Origin of the sequence: Roseovarius sp. MBR-6 (genome assembly GCF_040547525.1) — a bacterium.
Taxonomy (GTDB): domain Bacteria; phylum Pseudomonadota; class Alphaproteobacteria; order Rhodobacterales; family Rhodobacteraceae; genus Roseovarius.
In genome coordinates, this window is sequence record NZ_JBEPPW010000006.1 from 59,234 (window position 1) to 81,462 (window position 22,229).

General features: G+C 68.2%; 21 protein-coding genes. 10 read left to right on the forward strand and 11 right to left on the reverse strand.

What is annotated here, in order from left to right; translation table 11 throughout:
• Nucleotides 1-46: 46 nt before the first annotated feature.
• Together ABIE57_RS09705 and ABIE57_RS09710 are read right to left on the reverse strand one after the other, a co-directional pair.
• On the reverse strand, nt 47-811 hold the full coding sequence (locus ABIE57_RS09705; RefSeq protein WP_354538814.1) for a ChaN family lipoprotein: 765 nt from the start codon (nt 809-811) through the stop codon (nt 47-49).
• Complete coding sequence (locus ABIE57_RS09710; protein ID WP_454281260.1) at nt 808-1,686, reverse strand: RNA polymerase factor sigma-32; 879 nt, start codon at nt 1,684-1,686, stop codon at nt 808-810. Before ABIE57_RS09710 ends, ABIE57_RS09705 begins: the two co-directional genes overlap by 4 nt.
• A gap of 97 nt (nt 1,687-1,783) precedes the next feature.
• Here ABIE57_RS09710 and cobU point away from each other — a divergent pair, with 97 nt between their 5' ends.
• A complete protein-coding gene (cobU, locus tag ABIE57_RS09715) occupies nt 1,784-2,305 on the forward strand; it encodes a bifunctional adenosylcobinamide kinase/adenosylcobinamide-phosphate guanylyltransferase (protein WP_354538815.1) in 522 nt (173 codons plus the stop codon).
• The gene (locus ABIE57_RS09720) at nt 2,302-2,874 is read left to right on the forward strand and encodes a histidine phosphatase family protein (protein ID WP_354538816.1); all 573 of its coding nucleotides are present in this window, start codon (nt 2,302-2,304) and stop codon (nt 2,872-2,874) included. The genes cobU and ABIE57_RS09720 overlap by 4 nt, the downstream gene beginning before the upstream one ends.
• Before the next feature lie 9 nt (nt 2,875-2,883).
• Here ABIE57_RS09720 and ABIE57_RS09725 read toward each other — a convergent pair whose 3' ends face one another.
• From ABIE57_RS09725 to ABIE57_RS09740, 4 genes are read right to left on the reverse strand one after another with little or no spacing between them, the layout of a single operon-like run.
• Nucleotides 2,884-4,935, reverse strand: coding sequence for a hypothetical protein (locus tag ABIE57_RS09725; protein WP_354538817.1), 2,052 nt, complete (start codon nt 4,933-4,935; stop codon nt 2,884-2,886).
• Complete coding sequence (locus ABIE57_RS09730; RefSeq protein ID WP_354538818.1) at nt 4,932-7,682, reverse strand: DUF4159 domain-containing protein; 2,751 nt, start codon at nt 7,680-7,682, stop codon at nt 4,932-4,934. The genes ABIE57_RS09725 and ABIE57_RS09730 overlap by 4 nt, the downstream gene beginning before the upstream one ends.
• Nucleotides 7,679-8,560, reverse strand: a complete 882-nt coding sequence (locus ABIE57_RS09735) for a DUF58 domain-containing protein (protein WP_354538819.1) — start codon at nt 8,558-8,560, stop codon at nt 7,679-7,681. Before ABIE57_RS09735 ends, ABIE57_RS09730 begins: the two co-directional genes overlap by 4 nt.
• 1 nt (nt 8,561) lies before the next feature.
• Complete coding sequence (locus ABIE57_RS09740) at nt 8,562-9,569, reverse strand: AAA family ATPase (protein ID WP_354538820.1); 1,008 nt, start codon at nt 9,567-9,569, stop codon at nt 8,562-8,564.
• A 69-nt stretch (nt 9,570-9,638) separates the two neighbouring features.
• Between ABIE57_RS09740 and ABIE57_RS09745 the strand changes: the two genes are divergently transcribed.
• Nucleotides 9,639-10,217: a DUF1285 domain-containing protein gene (locus tag ABIE57_RS09745; protein ID WP_354538821.1), complete on the forward strand. Its 579-nt coding sequence runs from the start codon at nt 9,639-9,641 to the stop codon at nt 10,215-10,217.
• Between the two features lie 111 nt (nt 10,218-10,328).
• Here the strand turns inward: ABIE57_RS09745 and ABIE57_RS09750 are convergent, their stop codons facing one another.
• The gene (locus tag ABIE57_RS09750; protein ID WP_354538822.1) at nt 10,329-11,801 is read right to left on the reverse strand and encodes an NAD-dependent succinate-semialdehyde dehydrogenase; all 1,473 of its coding nucleotides are present in this window, start codon (nt 11,799-11,801) and stop codon (nt 10,329-10,331) included.
• Between the two features lie 86 nt (nt 11,802-11,887).
• On the opposite strand from ABIE57_RS09750, the gene ABIE57_RS09755 reads away from it, so the two are divergent.
• Complete coding sequence (locus ABIE57_RS09755) at nt 11,888-12,673, forward strand: hormone-sensitive lipase (protein WP_354538823.1); 786 nt, start codon at nt 11,888-11,890, stop codon at nt 12,671-12,673.
• A gap of 88 nt (nt 12,674-12,761) precedes the next feature.
• Nucleotides 12,762-14,048: a DUF2793 domain-containing protein gene (locus ABIE57_RS09760; protein ID WP_354538824.1), complete on the forward strand. Its 1,287-nt coding sequence runs from the start codon at nt 12,762-12,764 to the stop codon at nt 14,046-14,048.
• A gap of 16 nt (nt 14,049-14,064) precedes the next feature.
• On the opposite strand, the gene ABIE57_RS09765 is transcribed toward ABIE57_RS09760, so the two are convergent.
• Together ABIE57_RS09765 and mutM are read right to left on the reverse strand one after the other, a co-directional pair.
• On the reverse strand, nt 14,065-14,841 hold the full coding sequence (locus ABIE57_RS09765; RefSeq protein WP_354538825.1) for an enoyl-CoA hydratase: 777 nt from the start codon (nt 14,839-14,841) through the stop codon (nt 14,065-14,067).
• A 63-nt stretch (nt 14,842-14,904) separates the two neighbouring features.
• Nucleotides 14,905-15,756 carry a bifunctional DNA-formamidopyrimidine glycosylase/DNA-(apurinic or apyrimidinic site) lyase gene (mutM, locus tag ABIE57_RS09770; RefSeq protein WP_354538826.1) on the reverse strand — a complete coding sequence of 284 codons (852 nt, stop codon included), beginning with the start codon at nt 15,754-15,756 and terminating at the stop codon, nt 14,905-14,907.
• Nucleotides 15,757-15,852: 96 nt separating this feature from the next.
• On the opposite strand from mutM, the gene ubiE reads away from it, so the two are divergent.
• Together ubiE and ubiB are read left to right on the forward strand one after the other, a co-directional pair.
• Entirely contained in the window at nt 15,853-16,596 is a 744-nt protein-coding gene (gene ubiE / locus ABIE57_RS09775; protein WP_354538827.1) for a bifunctional demethylmenaquinone methyltransferase/2-methoxy-6-polyprenyl-1,4-benzoquinol methylase UbiE, read from the forward strand.
• A complete protein-coding gene (gene ubiB, locus ABIE57_RS09780) occupies nt 16,593-18,125 on the forward strand; it encodes a 2-polyprenylphenol 6-hydroxylase (protein WP_354538828.1) in 1,533 nt (510 codons plus the stop codon). The genes ubiE and ubiB overlap by 4 nt, the downstream gene beginning before the upstream one ends.
• Nucleotides 18,126-18,235: 110 nt before the next feature.
• Here the strand turns inward: ubiB and ABIE57_RS09785 are convergent, their stop codons facing one another.
• Nucleotides 18,236-18,904 carry a flagellar hook capping FlgD N-terminal domain-containing protein gene (locus ABIE57_RS09785; protein ID WP_354538829.1) on the reverse strand — a complete coding sequence of 223 codons (669 nt, stop codon included), beginning with the start codon at nt 18,902-18,904 and terminating at the stop codon, nt 18,236-18,238.
• 42 nt (nt 18,905-18,946) lie between these two features.
• Nucleotides 18,947-20,401: a flagellar hook-length control protein FliK gene (locus ABIE57_RS09790; protein WP_354538830.1), complete on the reverse strand. Its 1,455-nt coding sequence runs from the start codon at nt 20,399-20,401 to the stop codon at nt 18,947-18,949.
• A 152-nt stretch (nt 20,402-20,553) separates the two neighbouring features.
• On the opposite strand from ABIE57_RS09790, the gene ABIE57_RS09795 reads away from it, so the two are divergent.
• From ABIE57_RS09795 to ABIE57_RS09805, 3 genes are all read left to right on the forward strand, one after another.
• The gene (locus tag ABIE57_RS09795; RefSeq protein ID WP_354538831.1) at nt 20,554-20,793 is read left to right on the forward strand and encodes a rod-binding protein; all 240 of its coding nucleotides are present in this window, start codon (nt 20,554-20,556) and stop codon (nt 20,791-20,793) included.
• Complete coding sequence (locus ABIE57_RS09800) at nt 20,783-21,142, forward strand: flagellar protein FlgN (protein WP_354538832.1); 360 nt, start codon at nt 20,783-20,785, stop codon at nt 21,140-21,142. Before ABIE57_RS09795 ends, ABIE57_RS09800 begins: the two co-directional genes overlap by 11 nt.
• A gap of 210 nt (nt 21,143-21,352) precedes the next feature.
• Nucleotides 21,353-22,204: a flagellin N-terminal helical domain-containing protein gene (locus tag ABIE57_RS09805; protein ID WP_354538833.1), complete on the forward strand. Its 852-nt coding sequence runs from the start codon at nt 21,353-21,355 to the stop codon at nt 22,202-22,204.
• Nucleotides 22,205-22,229 lie beyond the last annotated feature (25 nt).

The following is a 22,229-nucleotide window of genomic DNA, read 5'->3' on the forward strand; positions in this document are numbered from 1 at the left end:
GCGAGCCTAGGGCGTGCGCGGGGCCGGCGCAAGGGCCGCACCCGGCTCAGCGAAAGGCGGCGCAGGGGTCGGGGCGCGCGACCGCCGGGGAAGAGAGCACCTCGTCAAAGCCGCCCTGAAGCGGCGCACCGTCCTCGGTCTGGCCCAGCACGAACACCTCCAGATCCGGGGCCACGCGGGCAAGGTATGAGGGCACGCCCCAGTCACGGCGCGCGTGGCCATTGCCGGTGATGACGGCCACCGGGCCGCCGGTCCCGGCCATGGCCCGCACCATCGCGCGCGCGAGGGTTGCATCGCGCAGGCGCTGCACCGCGACCATGCCGGACAGCATCTCCACCGGCAGCGCATCACAATGGGCGGCCAGTTGCAGCGCCTCGCGGGTGGCCTGTTCCTCGGGGGACGGCGGTTCTGTCAGCCCATAGGCGGCCGCATCTTCGCCGAAGGCCGCGACGGGCCCGTCCCTGAGCACCGCGCGCGCGGCCTCGCGCGTCACGAGCGCGCCGTGAATGGCGGCCTCGGGGGCGGCGGCGAAGATCGGGTGATACATGGCGAAATCGGGCCAGCCACTTTCAGCCCAGCCGAGCGCCTCGGCCATGGCCTCGGGATCGGCAATGAGGTCGGGGGTCACGCGCGCCGCCTGATCGGGCGTCAGCATCTCGAAGACCAGTGCGCGCGGGTTCAGTGCCGCCACCCGCGCCGCCTGTTCGGCGTGGTGCGCCGGGTTGTCATGCACTTCGCCCAGTATGACGATATCCTGCGCAGTCGCGGGCAGCGCGATCAGGCAAAAGGCAAGGGCAAGGCGCAGGCTCATGCCAGCAGGCTTTGCACCTCGCCCGCGTGTTTTTCAAGATAGCGTCGCATCTTCTGGAAGGCCGCCGCCTCGATCTGGCGCACGCGTTCCTTGCTGAGGTTCAATTCCTCGCCCAGACTTTCGAGTGTGCGCGGCACCTCGATCAGCTTGCGCTCGCGCACGATGAAGCGTTCGCGCTCGGTCAGATGGGTCAGCGCCGCACCCAGCCAGTCGCTCAGCGCGCGGTGATCGTGGTCGCGCTCGACAATCTCGTCGCCACGCTCGCCCTCGTCCTCGATCGTGTCGATCCATTCGCGCCCGTCATCCTCGGTCGATTGGGTGGCGTTGAGCGAGAAATCTCCACCCGAAAGCCGCCCCTCCATCATCTCCACGTCCCGAAGCGGCACGCCGACCTCATGCGCGATCATCTCGCGCAGTTGGTAGCCGTCAAGCGTCTCGCCATTGGCCATGGCCTCGCGCTCGATCTTGGCCTGCACGCGCTTCATGTTGAAAAAGAGAGATTTCTGCGAGGAGGTGGAGCCGGTGCGCACCATCGACCAGTTGCGCATCACGTAATCCTGGATGCTGGCCTTGATCCACCAGACCGCATAGGTGGAGAACCGCACGCCGCGATCCGGGTCAAACTTGTCGGCGGCCTTCATCAGGCCCAGCCCCGCCTCCTGGATAAGGTCGTTCATCGGCGCGCCGTAGCGGCGGAATTTCGAGGCCATGGAAATGGCCAGCCGCATATAGGCCGTGATCAGCCGATGCAGCGCCGCCTCGTCGCGGTGGTCGCGCCAGGCATAGGCAAGCGCGAGTTCGGTTTCGGCGTCCAGCATCTCCGCCTTCATCGCGTTGCGGGACATCGAACTTGTCTGCGGTGCATCGAGCGGCATGATTTCCCCCTGTCTGCGGATGCGCTCTTTCTGAGCCTTGCACACTTTGCTACGCAGGGGCGATCACACCGGATCAAAATTCAGGAGTTTCCAAGTCATGTTACCGCGCCTCTCGCTGGTTCTGGGCGGGGCTGCCTCGGGGAAGTCGGTCTTTGCCGAGGGGCTTGTGCTGCGCTCGGGGCGCGCGCCGGTCTATCTGGCGACGGCCGAGGCATTTGATGACGAGATGCGCGCCAAGCTGGTGCGGCACCGCGCGCGGCGCGCGGCGGTGTGGCGGACCATCGAGGCCCCGCGCGATCCGGCCCCGGTGCTTGCCGCGATGACGGCAAGTGAAGCGGTGTTGATGGATTGCGCGACGATGTGGCTTTCCAATCATCTGCTGGCCGAAAGCGATCTGCCACGGGCCGAGGCAGCGTTTTTTGCCGCGCTCGACGCCTGTCGCGCACCGGTGGTGGTGGTCTCGAACGAGGTGGGGCTGTCGGTCGTGCCCGACAACGCCCTTGCCCGCCGGTTTCAGACTGCCCAGGGCGCGCTCAATCAATGCCTTGCGGCGAAAGCGGGGCTGGTTGTCAACGTGATCGCGGGGCTGCCCATGGTGCTCAAGGGCACGCTGCCATGAGCCGCTTTTTCTGGGTCCGTCACGGCCCGACCCATGCCCGCGCCATGGTCGGCTGGACCGACATCCCCGCCGATCTGAGCGATACGCCGCGGTTGGCGCGCCTCTCGGCGCATCTGCCGGAGGGGGCGCTTGTCGTCTCCTCGGACCTCAGTCGCGCACGCGCCACCGCAGAGGCCATCGCCGGGCCGCGTCCGCGCCTGCCCGACGAGCCGGATCTGCGCGAAATCCATTTCGGCGCGTGGGAGATGCAGGGCTTTGACAGCGTGGCCGACCCTGCCGCGCTGCGTGCCTTCTGGGAGCGGCCCGGTGCCTTGCGCGCGCCGGGGGGCGAGAGCTGGGATGACCTCTCGGTGCGTGTCGGACAGACGGTGACGCGCCTCCGGGCGGCGCATCCGGGGCGCGATATCGTGGCGGTGGCCCACATGGGCACGATCCTGACACAGGTGCAGGCGGCGCGGCGCGTGACCGCCTACAAGGCGCTAGGGCAGGTCATCGACAACCTGTCGGTGACGGAATTGCATTGGACGGATGACGGTTGGCGCGCCGTGGCGGTCAATCATCGTCCATGAGAGACCGCGTCAGCGCCGCCCCTCGCGCAGCCAGCCGCCGATGAGGAAACCCGCCGCCAGCAGGAGCACGAGCCATGGCGGCAGGAGCGCCATCTGCCGCACGCTCGCGGTCTCAAAGGCCCCGCGCGGGGTAAGGCCGATCCAGCCGCGTCCGGCGGCGGGGCGGCCCGCGCGCACGTCGCGGATGGCGGGAAGCCCGCCTTCGAGCGCCAGCGCGCCGCCATTGGTGGCCTCGATCACCGGGGCAAGGACCCGGTCGGTCGCCAGCGTGCGCTCGAACTCCACCGGGGCGGCGGGGCCAAGGCCGATCACCGCCTTCTGGTCGCCGTTCTCCAGCCGGTAAAGCCCGATCTCTGCCCCTTCATAAACGGTCTCGAAACGTCCCGGCTCCACCTCGTCAAGGGCGCGCGTCTCGACCGCGCCCGAGGGGGTGGTGATCGTCACCTCGGGCACATCCCCCGAGAGCGATCGGCGGATGATGCGCATCTGCTGGCCGCTGGCCTCGGCCCAGAGCGCCTCTTCCTCCAGTTCGGGCTCCTTCATCATCCAGTGGGCGAGACGGCGCAGCAATTCGAGCTGCGGCCCGCCCCCCTCATAGCCGCGTCCCCAGAGCCAGGCTTGATCGGAGGTGAGCAGCGCCACGCGCCCCTCGCCCACCCGGTCGAGCAGCAGAAGCGGGCGCTCGCCCGCGCCCGACATGACAACATCGCCGCTCTCGGCGGCCTCCACCTCGATCTGGCGCAGCCAGCGGCCCCATTCGCCGCCGAACGCCTCTTGCAGCCCCGCCGTGACCGGGTGCCGCCGCCCCAGATCGGTGACGCGCGGGCGAAAACCCTCCTCGACCACGCGCGCGGTGGGGCGGCCGGGGACCATTGCCTCGAAGGGGCCGCGATAGATGCTTTCCGCCCCGGCGAAGTCCGGACCGGCCGCGAGAAGCACCGCGCCGCCCCCTTCTACATATTGGCGCACATTCTCGAGATAGACCGTCGGCAGGATGCCCCGGCGGCGGTAGCGGTCGAAGATGATCAGATCGAACTCGTCCACCTTGTCGAGAAACAATTCCCGCGTGGGAAAGGCGATGAGCGATAATTCCCGCACCGGCACGCCGTCCTGCTTCTCGGGCGGGCGCAGGATGGTGAAATGCACCAGGTCCACGGAACTGTCGGATTTCAGCAGGTTGCGCCAGGTCCGCGTGCCCGCATGGGGCTGTCCCGACACAAGCAGCACGCGCAGCCGGTCGCGCACGCCGTTGATCTGCACCAGCGCGGTATTGTTGCGGTCTGTCAACTCGCCCTCCGCCACGGGGGTCGAGAACTGCAGCACATTGCGCCCGCCGCGCGGCAGGGTGAGCGGCAGCGTCATCTCCTGCCCGAGCGGCACCTCGAAGCGCATAGGTTCGGCCCCGTCAACGGCGATGTCGAGCGGCACCGAACTCACCCCCTCGGGCGCGGCCCCGTCATCGGTGATCGTGAGGGTCAGCTGCACCTCCTCGCCGAGGATGGCGAAGGCAGGAGCGTTGTCGATGCGCAAGCGGCGATCCCAGTCGCCCGCACGGCCGGTGTGCAGAAGGTGCAGCGGCGCGGGCATCTCGGGGGCGGCCTCGATATCGTGGACCTGCCCGTCCGAGAGCAGGATCGCGCCCGCGATGCGCCCGCGCGGCAGTTCGGCCATGGCCTCCGCCAGGGCGCCCATGACGCGCGAGCCGCCGTTTTCGGGCGCGTCGCCCACGGTGACGCGACGCACTTCGGTATTCTCGCGCGCAGCGAGGCGCGCGGCGAGGGCCTCGGCGGCGGCCTCCGTGTCCCCGGCGCGGGCGGCGAGGTGCTGGCTCGCGCTCTCATCCTCGACCAGCAGGACGATATCCGAAAGCGGCGTGCGCTCCTCCTGCCGGTAGGCGGGACCGGCCAGCGCGCCGATGATCACCACTGCCGCCAATGCCCGCAGCGCCCAGCCCGCCAGCCCGCGCCACATCGCCAGCCCCAGACCGGCCACCGCCACCGCGCCGAGCGCGCCAATCAGCCAGAGCGGCAGAAGCGGGTCAAAGACGATGGTGCCGGTCATTGCCCCAGCCTTTCCAGAAGTGCGGGCACATGGACCTGATCGGATTTGTAATTGCCGGTCAGCACATGCATCACCAGATTGACGCCGAAGCGATAGGCCAGTTCGCGCTGCCGCTCCCCCGCATAGCCGCGCCCGACCGGAAAGAGCGGATCGCCCTGCTCGTTCACGGCCCATGCGGCGGCCCAGTCATTGCCGCCGATCACCACCGGTGTCACCCCGTCATTGAGGTTGCGAAACGGCATCCCCTCGATGCGCTCGGCATCGGGGGGGGCGGCCTCGACCCAGACGGCGCGGCCCATGTGGCGGCCCGGGAAATCGGCCAGCAGATAAAAGGTGCGGGTGAGGACGTGATCCTCGGGCACCGGCTCCAGCGGCGGAATGTCGAGCGGCGCGGCCAGCCGTTGGAGCCGCGCACCACTGGGCGAGGCGGCACCGAAACCGGCAATATCGGCGTCGCGCGTGTCAAAGAGGATCATGCCGCCTGAGCGCAGATAGGCGTTGAGCCGCGCATAGGCCTCGGCCGATGGCAGCGGCTGATTCGCGGTCACGGGCCAGTAGAGCATTGGGAAAAAGGCCAGTTCGTCGCGCTCGAGATCAACGCCAAGCGGGTCTGCCGGTTCCACCGAGGTGCGGAAGCTGAGCACCCGCCCGAGGCCGCGGAGCCCGGCGCGGGCGGTGTCGTCCACCGCGCGATCCCCGGTCAGGACATGGGCGAGGACAACCTCGGCGGTGGCCTCCATGGCGCGGGCGTCATCCTGCGCGCGGGCGTGCTGCGGCAGCGCGAGGGCAAGCGCGATGAGCGCGGTGGCCCCCGCGCGCCAGAGCCTGCCCGAGAGCGCCAGAGCGGCGATGATATCGGCGGTCATGAGCACGAGCGCCGTTGCCAGAAGCCAGCCGCCAAGCGGCAGTTCCGGCGCGCGCTCCAGCCCCTCGACGGGGATGCGCGCGGGCCAGGTGGCGGGGGCGATCATGGTCTCGGGCGTGATCACGTTGCGCGCCACGCGCCGTTCCGGCCCGTCGTAAAGCCCCGGCAAGAGGTCGGGCCCAAGCGCCGCGTCCAGCAGCCGCTCACCCGGCACGCCCGCGCGCGTGCCCGCCTCGGTCATGCGCCCGAACCCGTCGAGCACATGCACCGGTTGCCAAGTGGTGCCTGCCAGCTCAGAGCCATCGGGCGGCGCGCTCACCGAGGAAATCGCCAGCCGCTCCAGCATCTGCACGAAAAGACCCGAGAGCGGCAGCGACGACCATTCGGCATTGGCGGTGACGTGGAAAAGCACGACCTGACCGCTCCCGATGCGCTTGCGCGTCACCAGCGGCGTGCCGTCGCTCAGTTGCGCGATCACGCGCTCGGCAAGGGTGGGATCGGGTTGCGCCATGACCTGCGCGTTCACGGCCACATCGGCGGGAATGGCAAGGCCCTGGAACGGGCTGCCCTCGGGGAAGGGGGCAAGCGATTTGGGCTCGCCCCAGCTCATCGCGCCGCCCACGGTGCGCCCGCCCGCGCGCAGCCGCACCGGCATCAGCGGATGCTCGGTGCTGCGCGATACGTCGCTCGCGGCAAGGCGCGGTCCGGCAAAACGCAACAGCACGCCCCCGCCCTCGACCCAGTCGAGAAGCGCGCTTTCCTCCGCCCCCGAGAGCGTCGCCACATCGGCCAGCACGATGGCGTCGGGATTGGCGGGCAGGATGTCGAGGAGCGCGCCATCGAGCAGGTCTGCCGTCGGCACAAGCGCCTGACGCAGGTAATGGAGCGGCGACAGAAGCTCCAGCCCCTCGCGGTCCTCGCGCCCCGCGATCAGCGCCACCTCGCGGCGTTTGAGCCCGTCATCGGTCAGGCTCACGGCCCCGGCATGGCGCGCGCCCGCGATCTCGAACCGGGTGACGCGCGCGCGCAGCTCCGGCGGCAGCGACAGCCCGCCCGTGGCCTCGGGCGCGCCCTCGGCAAAGGTCAGGGGCAGCGAGGCGAGCACCCGCTCCGCGCCCGAAGGGTCGCGGCCATGGGCGGTGACGGATATCTCGCGCGGCGCGCCCGGTCGGGCGCGATGAGCGGTCATCTCGACCACGCCGTCACGCAGCACGGGCGGGGCAAGGACCATGAGAGGGCGCGCGCTCTCGTGCACGGTGACGGGGCCGCGCGCCTCGAGCGCGGCCAGCAGCGGCGCGCGCGCCTCGCGGGCGAGACCGTCGGAAAACCAGCGGGTTTCGAAACCACCCTCGGGAAGCATCGCCACCGCCCCGGTATAGGTGTCGGGCCGGGCGGTCCAAGGCTCGGGGGCTAGGCCCGGCAAGCGCGTGCGGATCACTTGCGCCGCCTGAAACGCCGGCGCTTCGGGCGCGCTCAGCCGCAGAAGGGCGGCCACGCGTCCGTCGCGCGCGGCCTCGGCCAGAAGCGCGTCGATCACCCCGCGCTGCGCCTGCCAGTCGCGGGCCGCCGCCCAGCTATCCTCGACCACGATCAGGAGCGGGCCGCGCGCCGCCGCCTCGCCCGCGTCGCGGGGATTGAGCACCGGTCCGGCCAGCCCGATGATGGCCGCCGCCACCGCCAGCATCCGCAAGAGGAGCAGCCACCAGGGTGTGCGGTCGCTGACACTGTCCTCGTCGCGCAGTCCCAGAAGCAGCGCCACACCCGGAAAGCGCCGCCGCACCGGGGCGGGGGGCACGGCGCGCAGGATGATCCACAGCACCGGCAGCGCCAGGAGCGCCCACAGCAGCCAGGGTGTTGCAAAGCCGATGGCACCAAGGGTCATGCGCGGCCTCCCTCGGACATGGCGCGGTAGAGCCAGAGAAGGGCCGATTGCGCACTGGTATCGGTGTGATGGCAGCCATGGGTCCAGCCGGTCGCAGCGGCGAGGCGGGCAAGGTCGTCCTTGCGCGCGGCGAGCCGTTCGAGATAGCGCGGGCGCAGGTCGGCGGCCTTGAGCGTCTCATGCCGCAATCCGCCGCCCATGCTCTCGAAGATGGTGCGCCCGCGATAGGGAAAGGCCTCTTCCGCAGGATCAAGCACCTGAAAAATGACTCCGCGCACCCCGCGATCCGCCGCCGCCGTGAGTGCTGCGCGCACCGGCTCCGGGTCGCCGAGAAAATCGGAGATGAGCAGCGCGCGGCCATGGGGCACCAGCCCGCTCATGTCGGGGCCGGCATATTCCGCATCGCTGTCCCGGGTCAGCGCCTCGGCCAGCCGCGCGATCTGCGCCGCCCCCCGCCGGGGCGGCAGCGCACCCCCGGTCAGGCCCACGCGCTCGCCGCCCCGATCCAGAAGCAGCGCGACGGCCAGCGCCAGAAGGCGGGCACGGTCGGCCTTTTCGGGCAGGGCGGCGTCCGAGGCAAAGCGCATCGAGGCGGCTGGATCGACCCAGAGCATCACGCTTTGCGCCACCTGCCATTCGCGCTGTCGCACGAATTGCGCGTCCGAGCGGGCCGAGCGCCGCCAGTCGATCATGGTGCGGCTGTCGCCCGCCTGCACCGGGCGGTATTGCCAGAAATCGTCGCCCGCGCCCGCGCGCCTGCGCCCGTGCTCGCCCATGAGCACGGTGCGCGCCAGCCGCTCGGCCCGCGCCAGCAGCGGCGGCAGGCGGGCGGCCTCGGCCTCGGCGCGGGGGCGCAGGGGTTGGGTGGCGGTTGCCATGTCAGGCGGCGGCCTGCATCTGCGTCGTCTCTTCGACCAGCCGCGCGATGAGCGCGGGCAGGCTCTCGCCCCGCGCGCGCGCCGCGAAGTTGAGCGCCATGCGGTGCCCGAGCACCGGCTGCGCCATGGCGGCCACGTCGCTGGCATCCGGCGCAAGCCGGCCCTGCAACATCGCCCGCGCCCGCACCGTCAGCATCAGTGCCTGCGCCGCGCGCGGCCCCGGCCCCCAGGCCACGCTCTCGCGCACCAGGTCCGAGGCGCTGGCGTCCTCGGGGCGACCGCTGCGCACCAGATCGAGGATCATTTCCATGATTTTCTCACCCACGGGCATCCGCCGCAGCATCCGCTGCGCAGCCATCAGTTCCTCGGGCGTCAGCACCTCATGCGCCTCGTCCTCATCGGCACCGGTCGTGGCCAGAAGGATCGCGCGCTCGGTGTCGCGGTCGGGGTAGGGCACCTCGATCTGCACAAGGAAGCGGTCAAGCTGCGCCTCGGGCAGGGGATAGGTGCCCTCCTGCTCGATCGGGTTCTGGGTGGCAAGGACATGGAAGGGCGGCGCAAGGGGGCGCGTCGCGCCCGCGACGGTGACGCGGCGTTCCTGCATCGCCTGCAACAGCGCCGATTGGGTGCGCGGGCTGGCGCGGTTGATCTCGTCGGCCATCAGAAGCTGGCAGAAGATCGGCCCGTCTATGAACTTGAACGCGCGGCTGCCATCGGCGGCGGTTTCCAGAACTTCCGAGCCAAGAATGTCGGCGGGCATCAGGTCAGGCGTGAATTGCACCCGGTTCGTGGCCAGCCCCATGACGGTGCCGAGCGTTTCCACCAGCCGGGTCTTGCCGAGACCGGGCAGGCCGATCAAAAGCCCGTGCCCGCCGCATAAAAGCGCCGAGAGCGACAGGTCGACCACCTGCGCCTGCCCGATGAAACGCCGCGTGATCGAGGCCCGCGCGCGGGCCAGCTTTTCCTCCAGCGCCTCGAGACCGGCCAGAAGTTCGGTATCCTCGGTCATGGCAAAACTCCCGTCAGACCTATATCCTTATGGTGGAATGTATCGTGCGAAATGGAAATGGCAAAAGCAATGAGCGCAAGGACCGTCACAACCCCGTCAGCCGAAGGCATCGCCGCCACCGCCCGCGCCGCCGCCAAGGGGCGCGGATTGCCGCCGGTGCATCTGTGGAACCCGCCCTTTTGCGGCGATCTGGACATGCGCATCGCGCGGGATGGCACGTGGTTCTATCTCGGCACGCCGATCGGGCGGCCCGAACTGGTGCGGCTTTTCTCCACGATCCTGCGCAAGGATGGCGAGAAATATTTCCTGGTCACGCCGGTGGAAAAGGTCGGAATCACCGTCGATGACGCGCCGTTCGTGGCCGTCGATTTCGAGGCGGAGGGGGAGGGGCGCGATCGGGCCTTGCTTTTCGAGACCAATGTGGGCGATCACGTCACCGCCGGGCCCGAGCATCCAATCAGGGTCGAGCGCGACCCCGAGACCGGCGAGCCCGCGCCCTATGTGCTGGTGCGCGCGAACCTCGAGGCGCTGATCGACCGCAAGAGCTTTTACCGGCTGGTGGAGATCGGTGCGCGGCACGACGGCTGGTTCGGCCTCTGGTCGGGGGGCGCGTTTTTCCGGGTCATCCCGGAGGCGGACTTGCCCTGAGAGGTCAGGCCTGCGCGTCGTCATCCCCGCGCAGGCGGGGATCTTCTGGCAGGAGGAGACCCTCGGGGCAAGCCCGAGGGTGACATGGTGTTGCGTTGTCGCCGGAGCGGCTCACACGCTCATGCAGATGTATTTCATCTCGAGAAACTCGTCGATGCCGTGATGGCTGCCCTCGCGGCCAAGCCCGGATTGCTTGACCCCCCCGAACGGGGCCACCTCGGTCGAGATGATACCGGTATTCACGCCGACGATCCCGTATTCGAGCGCCTCGGCGACCTTGTAGACGCGGCTCAGATCGCTTGCGTAGAAATAGGAGGCAAGGCCGAAGATCGTGTCATTGGCCATGGCGATCACGTCATCGACGGTCTCGAAGCGGAAGAGCGGCGCGAGGGGGCCGAAGGTCTCATCGGTGGCGACAAGCATCTCCTGCGTCACGCCCGTGAGGATCGTGGGCGGCAGGAAATGGCCCTGACCCTGCACCGGCGTGCCGCCGCCCATCACCACCTTGGCCCCCTTGGCGGTGGCGTCGGCGACATGTTCCTGCACCTTGGTGATGGCGTCGGCATTGATAAGGGGCCCGAGCGTTGTGCCCTCGTCAAAACCGTCGCCCATGCGCAGCTTTTCCACCGCGACCTTGAGCTTGGCGGCAAACGCGTCATAGACGCCCGCTTGCACATAGATGCGGTTGGCGCAGACGCAGGTCTGGCCGTTGTTGCGGAACTTGCACAGGATCGCGCCCTCGACGGCGGCATCGAGATCAGCGTCGTCAAAGACGATGAACGGCGCGTTGCCGCCCAATTCCATCGAGCATTTCATCACCTGGTCGGCGGCCTGCCGCAGCAGGATGCGCCCCACCTCGGTGGAGCCGGTAAACGTGAGCTTGCGCACGCCGGGGTTTTCGCAGAATTCGCGGCCCACCTCGGAGGAGCGCGACGAGGGCACGATGTTGAACACGCCCGCAGGGATCCCCGCGCGCTCGGCCAGAACGCCCAGAACGGTGGCCGACAGCGGTGTTTCGGTCGCGGGCCGCCCGATGAAGGCGCAACCGGCGGCAAGTGCGGGCGCGGCCTTGCGCGTGATCATCGCGTTGGGAAAGTTCCACGGCGTGATCGAGGCGGCCACCCCGATGGGCTGCTTGATCACGGTGATGCGCTTGTCGCGCTGGTGGCCGGGGATGGTTTCGCCATAGATGCGCTTGGCCTCTTCCGCGAAAAATTCGACGAACGAGGCACCATAGGCAATCTCGCCCTTGGCCTCGGCCAGCGGCTTGCCCTGTTCGGCGGTCAGGATCACGCCCAGATCGTGCTGGTTCTCCATCATAAGGTCGAACCATTTGCGCAATACGGCGGCGCGTTCCTTGCCGGTCCATTGCGCCCATTCCTTCTGCGCGGCCTCGGCGGTGGCGATGGCATGGGCCACCTGTGCGCGGCTGAGATCGGCCACATGGGCGATGACATCGCCGCGCGCGGGGTTCGTCACCTCGAAGGTGCCGTTGTCGCCATCGACCCATTGCCCGCCGACATAGGCACGTTCGGCCAGAAGGCTGGGATCCTTGAGCATGGATTTCAGATCGGTCGTGGTCATGGCGTCGTCCTCCGTCATGTCTTTTGGTCTCGCGGAGACAGACCAGCTTGCGGTAGGAATGTCTAGGCCCAGAGGAGGGGAAGCGAATGGCGGAACTGGACGACGATTACGCGAATGTGCCCTATATCCCGGGCGGCGCGCAGTATCCGGCACGCTGGAGCGTGGCGGCAGAGGCGTTTCGTGCGCGGATCGGCGCGCGGGCAGAGCTTGGCCTGCCCTACGGCGAGGGCGCGCGGCAGGTGTTCGACCTTTTCCATCCGGCGGGAGAGGCGCGGGGGCTGTGCATCTTTGTGCATGGCGGTTATTGGCTGAAATTCGACCGCTCGCTCTGGTCGCATCTGGCGGCGGGGCCGCTGGCGAAGGGCTGGGCGGTGGCCATGCCGTCCTACGATCTCTGCCCCGAGGTGCGCATCGCCGACATCACCCGGCAGATCGCGCAGGCCGTCACGGTGGCGGCGGGGCGCGTGGCGGGGCCGGTTGCCCTTGCCGGTCACTCGGCGGGCGGTCATCTGGTGGCGCGCATGGCGGTGCCGGGGGTGCTGCCATCGGGGGTGGCGGCGCGCCTCTCGCATGTCATGCCGATCTCGCCCGTGTCGGACCTGCGGCCCCTGTTGCAGACCTCGATGAACGCCGATTTCGGCCTTGATATGGCGGGTGCCGAGGCGGAAAGCCCGGTGCTGATGCAGCCCATGGCCGTGCCGGTCACCGTCTGGGTGGGCGGCGATGAACGCCCGGTCTTTCTCGATCAGGCGCGCTGGCTCGCCAAGGCATGGAGCGCGCCGCTCGAGATTGTGCGAGGCGAGCACCATTTCAACGTCATCGAGCCGCTGGCCGATCCGGCAAGCGCGATGGTGGCGCGGCTTCTGGGCTGAGGGGCGCGCACGGGGCGTTCAGGATTTGGCAAGACCTCGCCCGGAATTTGGGCGCGTCCAAGTCATGCCCTGAACCCGGAGTGCCCCGATGCAAGATCAGTCCCCGCGCCTTGCGCTGCCCTTCATCCTGCCCTCGCAGGCACAAAAGCACGTCACCCATAACGAGGCGCTGAGCCGTCTCGACATGGCCGTGCAACTGGCCGTGGAGGGGATCGGCGCCGCCACGCCCCCGGCCCTGCCCGAAGAGGGGCAGATCTGGGCGCTGGGCGCGGCACCCACCGGGGCATGGGCCGGGCAGGCGGGAATGCTCGCGGGGTTCATGAACGAGGCGTGGCTTTTCATGGCGCCGGACGAGGGGTGGTTGGCCCTCGACAAGAGCGACGGGCGGCTTTTCCGGCGCGCGGGTGCTGACTGGGTGGCGATCGCACCGCCCGTGCTCGACAATCTCGATGGTGTGGGGATCAACGCGAGCCATGATTCCGTGAACCGGCTGGCGGTTTCGGCCCCGGCGACGCTCTTCAACCACGAGGGCGGGGGCCATCAGGTCAAGATCAACAAGGCGGCGGCGAGCGAGACGGCAAGCCTGCTGTTCCAGACCGGCTTTGGCGGGCGCGCCGAGATGGGCACGAGCGGCAATGACGATTTCGCCATCAAGGTGAGCGCCGATGGCGGAAGCTGGCACACGGCGCTGCGCCTTGACGCGGCAAGCGGGCTGGCCAGCGGCGCGGCGGTGCAGGTGGCTGCGGCGGATGCCACGCCGGGGCGGCTCTTGCGCACGGGGGCGTTCGGCTGGGGGCAGGACGGGGCGCAGGCGGGCCCCGAGCTGGCCGATCTCGACGATCCCGCGCAGCCCTCCGGCAGCTACGTGGTCAGTGCGGCCACGCAGGGCGCGCGCCCCGCCGGGGCGGGAACGGGCGGCTGTCTCGTGCTTCGGCAGGGGGCGGGCGATCTGGCGCAGGTGTTTTTCGGCGCGGGCGGCGATGTGCTGGCGTTCCGGCTGCGAATGGGGGGCGTCTGGGGGGCGTGGCAGGCGCTCCATGGCGGGCACAACGTGAGCCGGGTGAGCGGGCCTGCGGGCGAGGTCGTGCGCACGCCGGACGGCACGCAGATCTGTCAGCATGTGCTTGTGCTCGACGCGCCGAACGTGGCGGCGGGTGCGCTTTTTGCGGGCGGGGCCGAGACGGTCTGGACCTATCCCGCCGTCTTTGCCCCCGGCACGCGCCCCACCCTGACGGCAAGTGTCACAACGGCGGCGGGGGTCTGGGTCACGGCGCGGGCGGGCGATGCCACCTCGGGCGCGCTGCGCGCCATGGCAGCGCAGGCGCAGGGCAGTGCGCCCGAGGTGGTGGTCACGGCTGTTGGGCGCTGGGCCTGAGGCCCGCGCGCGCCGCTCACTTGTCGCGGAACTGCGCCTGACGCTTCTCCGCGAAGGCGGCCATGCCCTCTTTCTGGTCCTCGGTGGCAAAGAGCGAGTGGAACACGCGCCGCTCGAACAACAGCCCCTCGCGCAAGGTGGTCTCGAACGAGCGGTTGACCGCCTCCTTGGCGGCCATGACCGTGACCTGCGATTTCTCGGCGATCTTCTGGGCCGCTGACATCGCCTCATCCATCAGTTTCTTGGCAGGCACGATGCGGCTCACCAGACCGGCGCGCTCGGCCTCTTCGGCATCCATGAACCGGCCCGTCAGGTTCATGTCCATCGCCTTCGCCTTGCCGATGGCGCGCGTCAGGCGCTGCGTGCCGCCAAGCCCGGCGATCACGCCAAGGTTGATTTCCGGCTGGCCGAACTTGGCCGTGTCCGAGCAGATGATGAAATCGCACATCATCGCCAGCTCGCAGCCGCCGCCAAGCGCGTAGCCCGACACGGCGGCGATGATCGGCTTGCGGATGCGGGCGATGGCGTCGCTGTCGGCGGTGAAGAGGTCCTCGGTGAAGACATCGACAAAGCTTTTCGTGCTCATCATCTTGATGTCGGCCCCGGCGGCAAAGGCCTTTTCCGAACCGGTCAGCACGATGCAGCGCACCTTGTCGTTGCCCTGCGCGTCGGCCAGTGCCTCGGCCAGTTCCGACATCAACTGATCGTTGAGCGCGTTGAGCGCGTCGGGGCGGTTGAGTTTGATGAGGGCGACGTGGTCTTCTATTTCGACGATGATCGTCTCATAGGCCATGAATTCAGCTTTCCTTGGTTTCGCTCGGCCCAAGTCATTACCATGTCGGGGACGCCTTTCAACCTATCTTTGACAGCGCGGACAATGGAAACTGGAGCGCGCGGATTGCACGAGGCGGGCGATCCGGCCGTCGCAGCCGGGTTTGCGACAGGGCGCGCCCTCGCGCCCGTAGACGTCAAAAGCGTGCTGGAAATAGCCAAGCTCGCCATCGGCCTGCCGGTAGTCGCGCAAGGACGAACCGCCTGCGGCAATCGCCTCGGTCAGCACGGCGCGAATGGCACCGGTGAGCCGCGCGATGCGCCGAGGCCCGAGACTGCCCGCCACACGGCGCGGCGAGATCCCTGCGCGAAAAAGCGCCTCGCAGACATAGATATTGCCCAGACCGGCCACGATCCGCTGATCGAGAAGCGCCGCCTTGACGGGCGTGCGCCGTCCGGCAAGGGCGGCGGCGAGATGGGCCTCGTGAAACCCGTTGCCAAGCGGTTCCGGCCCGAGTTTCGCCAGCAGCGGATGGGCCTCGGCACCGGCCGTCGCCATCAGATCCATCGCGCCGAAACGGCGCGGGTCGTTGAAGGTGATCCGCGCGCCGCCCGCCATGTCGACGATCACATGGTCGTGTTTCGCAGGCGCGGGGTGATCGTGGACGAATTGCCCCACCCGCGCCCCCGACACCAGCATCCGCCCCGACATGCCCAGATGGACGAGCAGCGTTTCGCCCCGGTCGAGATCGGCCAGCAGGTATTTCGAGCGTCGCCGCAGCGAGAGCACCCGCGCGCCCGTCAGCCGTGCGGCCATGTCTGGCGGAAAGGGCCAGCGCAGATCGGGGCGGTTCACCTGCGCGCGCGCGATCACCTGCCCCTCCATGACGGGGGCCAGGCCGCTTCGGACGGTTTCGACCTCTGGCAATTCGGGCATGACGGACCTCGGCGCGCGCAAGCGGCGCATTGTAACCCCCGGTGAGCGACCTATAAGAAAGGCGGGACCCAGGATGAGCAAGCCCCGGAGTGCGGCATGAGCGAGAAAACCACCCATTTCGGATTTCAGGACGTGCCCGAGGCGGAGAAGGCGGGGCGCGTGCGCGGCGTCTTTGGCTCGGTCGCGTCGAACTATGATGTAATGAACGACGCGATGAGTTTCGGCATCCACCGGATCTGGAAGGATGCGATGATGGACTGGCTCGCGCCGCGCGCCGGTCAGCGGCTTCTCGATGTGGCGGGGGGCACCGGCGATATCTCGTTCCGGTTCCTGCGGCGCGCGGGGCGCGGTCATGCCACGGTGCTCGACCTGACCGAGCCGATGTTGGTCGAGGGGCAGAAGCGCGCCGAGGCCGAGGCTCTGGCGGATAGTCTCGACTGGGTGGTGGGCGATGCGATGGCGCTGCCCTTCGAGGATAACAGTTTCGACGTCTACACGATCAGTTTCGGCATCCGCAACGTGACCCGCCCGCAAGAGGCGCTCAACGAGGCGTTTCGTGTGCTGCGGCCCGGCGGGCGGCTGATGGTGCTGGAATTCAGCCAGATCCCGAATGACCTGATGCAGAAAATCTATGACCTTTATTCGTTCAATATCATCCCGCGTCTGGGGCAGGTGATCGCGCGGGACCGCGACAGCTATCAATACCTTGTCGAATCGATCCGCCGCTTCCCCGATCAGGAGACATTCCTCGGGATGGTGCGCGACGCGGGCTTCGAAAACGCGAAATACCGCAATCTTTCCATGGGCATCGCCTGCCTGCATTCGGGGTGGAAGATTTGAGGGGGCCGCATAACCTCATCCGTCTGATCCGCACCGGGGCCACGCTGGAACGCACCGGCGCGATGGGCCTGATCATGGCGGCGTTCGAGGCGCCGCCCTTGGTGCGCGCGACCATGCGCGCGCTGGCGTGGCCATTTCAGTGGCTGGGCGACCGGGGTGATCCGGCCATGCCGCCCGCCGTGCGCGCGCTGACGGCTCTGGGGCCCGCCTATATCAAGTTCGGCCAGATCCTCAGCACGCGGCCCGATCTGGTGGGCGAGGATCTCGCCGCGCAATTGCGCGTGCTTCAGGACAAGCTGCCCCCTTTTCCGGTCGAGGTGGCGCAAATGGCCGTCGCGCAGGAGCTTGGCCGCCCGGTGGCCGAGATCTTCGATGACTTCAGCCCGCCGGTGGCGGCGGCCTCGATCGCGCAGGTGCACAGGGCGCGGCTGCGCGAGACCGGCGAGGCGGTGGCGGTCAAGGTGCTGCGCCCGGGCATCGAGCGCGCCTTTCGCCGCGATATCGACGCCTTCTATTTCGCGGCGCGCATGGTCGAACTGCTTGCGCCGTCCGCGCGCCGGTTGCGGCCCACGGATGTGATCGCCCATTTCGAGGGCGTGGTCATGGGCGAGCTCGACCTGCGGCTCGAAGCCGCCTCGGCCTCGGAATTCGCGGCCAATACCGAGGGCGACGCAGGGTTTCAGTTGCCCGGCGTGCATTGGCACCTGTCCTCGCGCCGGGTGATGACGATGGCATGGGCCGATGGCGCGCCCATGGGCGACAATGCCGCCATCGATGCGGCGGGGCATGACCGGGTGGCGCTTGGGGCGCGGGTGCTGCAACTTTTCCTCAGCCATGCGCTGCGCGACGGCTATTTCCACGCCGACATGCATCAGGGCAATCTCAAGGTGGCCGCCAATGGCGACATCATCGCCTATGATTTCGGGATCATGGGGCATATCGACGAATATACGCGTCGGGTTTATGCCGAGATCCTTTACGGCTTCATCAAGCGCGATTACCGGCGCGTGGCCGAGGTCCATTTCGAGGCGGGGTATGTGCCCGGCGACCGCGATGTGGATGCGTTCGCGCGCGCTTTGCGCGCCGTGGGAGAACCGATTTTCGGCATGGATGCAAGCCGCATCTCGATGGGCAGCCTGCTCAGCTATCTTTTTGAAGTGACAGAGCGTTTCGGGATGGAGACGCGGACGGAACTGATCCTGCTGCAACGCACGATGGTCGTGGTGGAGGGGGTCGCGCGTTCGCTCGATCCGCAGATCAACATCTGGCAGGTGGCCCGTCCCGTGGTCGAGGATTACATCCGCCACGCCATGGGTCCGCGCGCGGCGCTGCGCGATCTGGGGCGCACCGCGATGGTGCTGTCTCGCTACGGTCCGCGCCTGCCGGGGCTGCTCGAGGCGGTCCTGATCCGGCAGGCGCATCCGCCCGCGCCGCCGCCGGCGCGGCACTGGCCCGGGCGGCTGCTCTGGTCCGGGGCGGGGGCGGTGGCGGGCGGTGCCGTCGTGACGCTGGCACTGGCGCTGTTCTGAAGCGTTTCGGTGTCTCCTTGAAACGCCGAGACGAGTTGACGCTCTGATCTGGCGCAATTTCGAACCGGCAAAGTCCATCAGACTTTTCAGAAATCGCTTTGGGTGAGAGGTCATGGCGCGGGCGGGCGCAGGCCGAGCACCTCCTCCGCGCCGACGCTTTGACCGTTCTCAAGCACAAGCCGGACCGCGCCGCCGTCCAGACGCGCCTCGTCGATTCGGGCGTGAAGATGCACCTCGTGGCGCGCGATCGTCTCTCCCCGCGCCAGCGAATGCGCCGTCACCCGATAGGTGCCCGTCACCAGCGGCAGGCCGAGCGAGTCGCGTCCCTCCCAGAGAACCGGGCCGCTTTGCGGTGCGATCGGCAGGCGCTGAACGATCACACCCTGCTCGTTCGTCACGATCAGCTCCGCTGCATCGGCCCCCTGCGCGACGGTCGCGCTGAGCGAGACGGGCGCACCGGCAAAGCGCACGGGGGCCGCAATCTCGGCCTCGAGCCCGATCCAGCCCGCAAGCTGTCCCATGCCAAGCGTGGCCATCTGCGCGCCAAGCCCCGAAAGCAGGTCATTGGTGAGCACCTGCTGTTCGACCGACGAGAAGGTCGCCAGCTGCACCGCGAAATCAGCCGAATCGATCGGGTTGAGCGGGTCCTGGTTGCGCATCTGGGTGGTCAGCATCTTCAGGAAGGTCTCGAAATCCGAACTGAGCGCTCCGTTTCGGGGGGCGGCGGGTAAGGGGGGGGCGGGGGGCAGCGTCGGCGCAATGCCGGTCAGAGGTTCCATAAGCACTCCTTTCGGTGAGGTCTTGATGTCCGGGCCATCGGTTCAGACCCTCAGATCGAGCCGGTCGCCCAGCATGACCAGCACGGGCGGCGGCGTGTCCGGGGTGCTTGCCGCAGGTGGCCCGTGGGTGGGTGCGGTTACGGGCGCGCGCGCCTCCTTGTCCCGCGCGCCGCTCCCGTCTTGCGAGAAAACGATCTGCGCGCCATCGTAGCCTGTTTCCTTGAGGTCGTTCGTGAGTGTGTCGATGTTGCGGCGCAAAAGCTCCATCGTCTCGGCGCGCTCGGCACTCACCATGACGATCATCACGCCGTCCGTCGTGGCAAGATGAAGCCGCACGCGGCCGAGTTCCGCGGGGTTGAGGGCGATCTCGGTGGTTTTTTGCCCGTCCACCGACGCCCGCGAGATTGCGGCAACGATCTGCGTCGTGGTCTGACCCGTGTTCTGCGGCGGCGCGAAATGTGTGAACGCGGAGGTTGTGCCGCGAAGCGCCGACGAGGCTGTTTCAGTCGCCGCAAGGCGCAGGGTGCCGTCCGCCTCCGGCTCGGCGATGGCCATGAGGTCGGCTGCGGGGTCTGCGGTGCGGTTCCCGGCCGGGTTGACAAAGGCGCCGAAGCGCTGTGCGGGCAGTGTGACGGTGCCCGTTACCGGCGCGGCGGCTGTGCTTGCTTTCTGCCGCACATCCGGTGGCGTGAGCGCGTCGTGCCTGTGCTCGGGACGCGCCGGGATCAGGAATGCGGCCTCGATTGCCGAGGGCATGGGCGCCGCTTGCGCCGCAATGCGGACCCCATCGGATGACACGATGCCGGTGCCGAGGGTCCTTGCGGTTGCGCCTTGCGGTTCCAGTGCCGTCGCCGAGGGCCTCTCCGGCGCGGCAAGAGGCTCCGGTCCCGAAGAAGCCGACTGCATGGGGGGCATGTCGCCTGCCCCGGTAGCTTGGAGGCCGTGCGCGTTTGTTGCGCGGGCGTGCAGATGCCCCGCTGTCACGGTTGCCCGGCCGGATACCGGATGAGGTGCCGCATGAGGCAGGTCCGTTGGTAGTGTGGTCTCGCGCGGTAGTGTCGCCGGGCCGTCGGGCATGGGCGTCGGGCGTGCGCCGCGCGGGGCCCCGGCAGGGCCCGCGTCCGGCACGTTCGACATGACTTCGAGGTCCGCCGCCATCGGCTTCGCCGCCAGCACCGCTCTCTGCGCGACGACTGTGAGGTCGTCCGTCCCGGTGTCCTGATCGGCGCGGCCCTGCCCGTGTCCGATCCCTGTCGTCGCCGTGCCGGGGGGGGGCACCGGCGGTCCGGCCGGATCCGCATCAGTGCTGATGGTGGATGATTCGGTGGCGTCGGGCGGCGTGCCCTGCAGCGCTTGTTGTCCGACCGGATCGACCCCCTCGGACGGGGTCGCCTGCTCCATCGTCATGAAGGCGGAAAACGCTTGTCCCGTCGTGATCGACGAGGCGTCGCGCCGCACGACAGGCAGCGAAGTGTGGTGTTCGGAAACGATCATCATGCAGGCGGTCCGATCCGGTTCAACGTCCCGCAAAGATATCCGCAAGCCGGTTACCAGTTCTTTACGGCTTTGCGGTTTCCTTGGCTGAAATTCCAACAATTCGAGGTATCCAGGTGACAGACCCGATTTCCCCCCCGAACCCGAGAGCGGTGATGCAGCCACATCCCCGCCTTCAGCGCGCCGCCGAGGCGCTCGAGGCCGGTTTTCTGGCGGAAATGCTCAAGTTTTCGGGGCTTGGCGAACAGACCAACAGCTTCAGTGGCAGCGCGGGGGAGGCGCAATTCGCCTCGTTCCACCGCGAGGCACTGGCGCAGGCGATTGCCCGCAAGGGTGGCCTCGGCCTTGCCGGGATGATTGCCGCCTCTTTGCGGGAGCGCGGCCATGACGACTGACGCCGACAGGCAACTGATTCGCGACGTCGAGACGCTTCTGGAGCGTGAGCACGCCTGTCTGCTCCGCGGTGACCTGGCGGCGCTCGCGGGCCTGGCGGAGGAAAAGGAGGCGCATCTTGCGCGGTTGCGCAAAGTCGGGGCGCCGGAGTCTGCGATCTTTGCGGCGCTGCGTGAGCGGGCCGCGCGCAACGAGCGTCTTCTGGATGCCGCGATGCAGGGGATCCGGCGTGTCAGCGCACGGCTGAGCGCCTATCGGCAGGTGCGCCGGTCCATCGAGACCTATGATCCGCAGGGGCGCAAGGAGACCATCGCCGGGACGGTCGTGCACCGTCTCGAGCGACGGGCCTGAGCCGGTTGCGTCAAATCCTACCGAAGTTTTCTGGCGCGATTAGCACTCCCTTAGGACTTGGCGGGCAAATCTGGGCGGGCATCCGCAAACGGGTGGCGCCGCCGGAACGAAAGGGCACCGGTTGCACACGTCAGAAAGACATTCCGGGCCGCCCGAGCGGGCAGGTCATGCCAACAGGCGCAAACGCGCCGCATCTGAAAAGGAAAACACATGTCCAGCATTCTGACCAACAACAGCGCCATGGTGGCGCTTCAGACCCTGCAAAGCGTGAACAAGAACCTTGCCAATACGCAGGATGCGATTTCGACCGGCAAGGATATCGCGACGGCCAAGGACAATTCGGCGATCTTCGCGATTTCCAAGGTGATGGAATCCGATATCGCCGGGTTCAAGGCGATTTCCGACAGCCTGTCCCTCGGGCAGGCGACCGTCGCCGTGGCGTCATCGGCGGCCGAGCAGATCGTCGAGGAACTCAACGGGATCAAGGGGCTTATCGTCTCCGCCCAGAGCGAGAACGTCGATCACGCCAAGATCCAGGAGGATATCTCTCAGCGCACCGCCCAGATCGCATCGGTGATCAGCGCCGCGCAGTTCAACGGCACCAACCTGCTGAATACCGATGTCGATGGTGCCGGGGCCGGCACGACCACCTTCAATGTTCTGGCCTCGCTGGACCGGGTGGGCACGGCTGCGCCTGCGCCCACCAATATCTCCGTGGCGAGCGTGGATTTCGAGGCGAATCTCGATCTTGTCACCAACCTGACCGCCATCACCGACACCACCACCGCGGCTACCGCTCTTGGTGAAATCGAAACCTTCATCCAGACCGCCGTGACCGGTGCCGCGTCCCTCGGGGCTGCGGCCAGCCGGATCGACAGCCAGAGTGAATTCGTCTCCAAGCTGACCGATTCGCTCACATCGGGTGTCGGCGCGCTGGTCGATGCCGATCTCGAGGCAGCCTCGGCGCGGCTTCAGGCGCTCCAGGTTCAGCAGCAGCTGGCCACGCAGTCGCTGTCGATCGCCAACCAGGCACCGCAGTCGATCCTGTCGCTGTTCCGGTAAATCCATCAGGGGGCGCCCCAAAGGG

Bases quoted from the DNA above. Each gene is read 5' to 3' on its own strand.
- mutM (WP_354538826.1), bottom strand. From the start codon at position 15,756: ATGCCCGAATTGCCAGAGGTCGAAACCGTCCGAAGCGGCCTGGCCCCC.
- ABIE57_RS09785 (WP_354538829.1), bottom strand. From the start codon at position 18,904: ATGGAACCTCTGACCGGCATTGCGCCGACGCTGCCCCCCGCCCCCCCC.
- ABIE57_RS09755 (WP_354538823.1), top strand. From the start codon at position 11,888: ATGGCGGAACTGGACGACGATTACGCGAATGTGCCCTATATCCCGGGC.
- ABIE57_RS09795 (WP_354538831.1), top strand. From the start codon at position 20,554: ATGCAGCCACATCCCCGCCTTCAGCGCGCCGCCGAGGCGCTCGAGGCC.
- cobU (WP_354538815.1), top strand. From the start codon at position 1,784: ATGTTACCGCGCCTCTCGCTGGTTCTGGGCGGGGCTGCCTCGGGGAAG.
- ABIE57_RS09760 (WP_354538824.1), top strand. From the start codon at position 12,762: ATGCAAGATCAGTCCCCGCGCCTTGCGCTGCCCTTCATCCTGCCCTCG.
- ABIE57_RS09720 (WP_354538816.1), top strand. From the start codon at position 2,302: ATGAGCCGCTTTTTCTGGGTCCGTCACGGCCCGACCCATGCCCGCGCC.
- ABIE57_RS09735 (WP_354538819.1), bottom strand. From the start codon at position 8,560: ATGGCAACCGCCACCCAACCCCTGCGCCCCCGCGCCGAGGCCGAGGCC.
- ABIE57_RS09805 (WP_354538833.1), top strand. From the start codon at position 21,353: ATGTCCAGCATTCTGACCAACAACAGCGCCATGGTGGCGCTTCAGACC.
- ubiE (WP_354538827.1), top strand. From the start codon at position 15,853: ATGAGCGAGAAAACCACCCATTTCGGATTTCAGGACGTGCCCGAGGCG.
- ABIE57_RS09745 (WP_354538821.1), top strand. From the start codon at position 9,639: ATGAGCGCAAGGACCGTCACAACCCCGTCAGCCGAAGGCATCGCCGCC.
- ABIE57_RS09800 (WP_354538832.1), top strand. From the start codon at position 20,783: ATGACGACTGACGCCGACAGGCAACTGATTCGCGACGTCGAGACGCTT.
- ABIE57_RS09790 (WP_354538830.1), bottom strand. From the start codon at position 20,401: ATGATGATCGTTTCCGAACACCACACTTCGCTGCCTGTCGTGCGGCGC.
- ABIE57_RS09730 (WP_354538818.1), bottom strand. From the start codon at position 7,682: ATGACCCTTGGTGCCATCGGCTTTGCAACACCCTGGCTGCTGTGGGCG.
- ABIE57_RS09725 (WP_354538817.1), bottom strand. From the start codon at position 4,935: ATGACCGGCACCATCGTCTTTGACCCGCTTCTGCCGCTCTGGCTGATT.
- ABIE57_RS09740 (WP_354538820.1), bottom strand. From the start codon at position 9,569: ATGACCGAGGATACCGAACTTCTGGCCGGTCTCGAGGCGCTGGAGGAA.
- ABIE57_RS09765 (WP_354538825.1), bottom strand. From the start codon at position 14,841: ATGGCCTATGAGACGATCATCGTCGAAATAGAAGACCACGTCGCCCTC.
- ABIE57_RS09705 (WP_354538814.1), bottom strand. From the start codon at position 811: ATGAGCCTGCGCCTTGCCCTTGCCTTTTGCCTGATCGCGCTGCCCGCG.
- ABIE57_RS09750 (WP_354538822.1), bottom strand. From the start codon at position 11,801: ATGACCACGACCGATCTGAAATCCATGCTCAAGGATCCCAGCCTTCTG.
- ABIE57_RS09710 (WP_454281260.1), bottom strand. From the start codon at position 1,686: ATGCCGCTCGATGCACCGCAGACAAGTTCGATGTCCCGCAACGCGATG.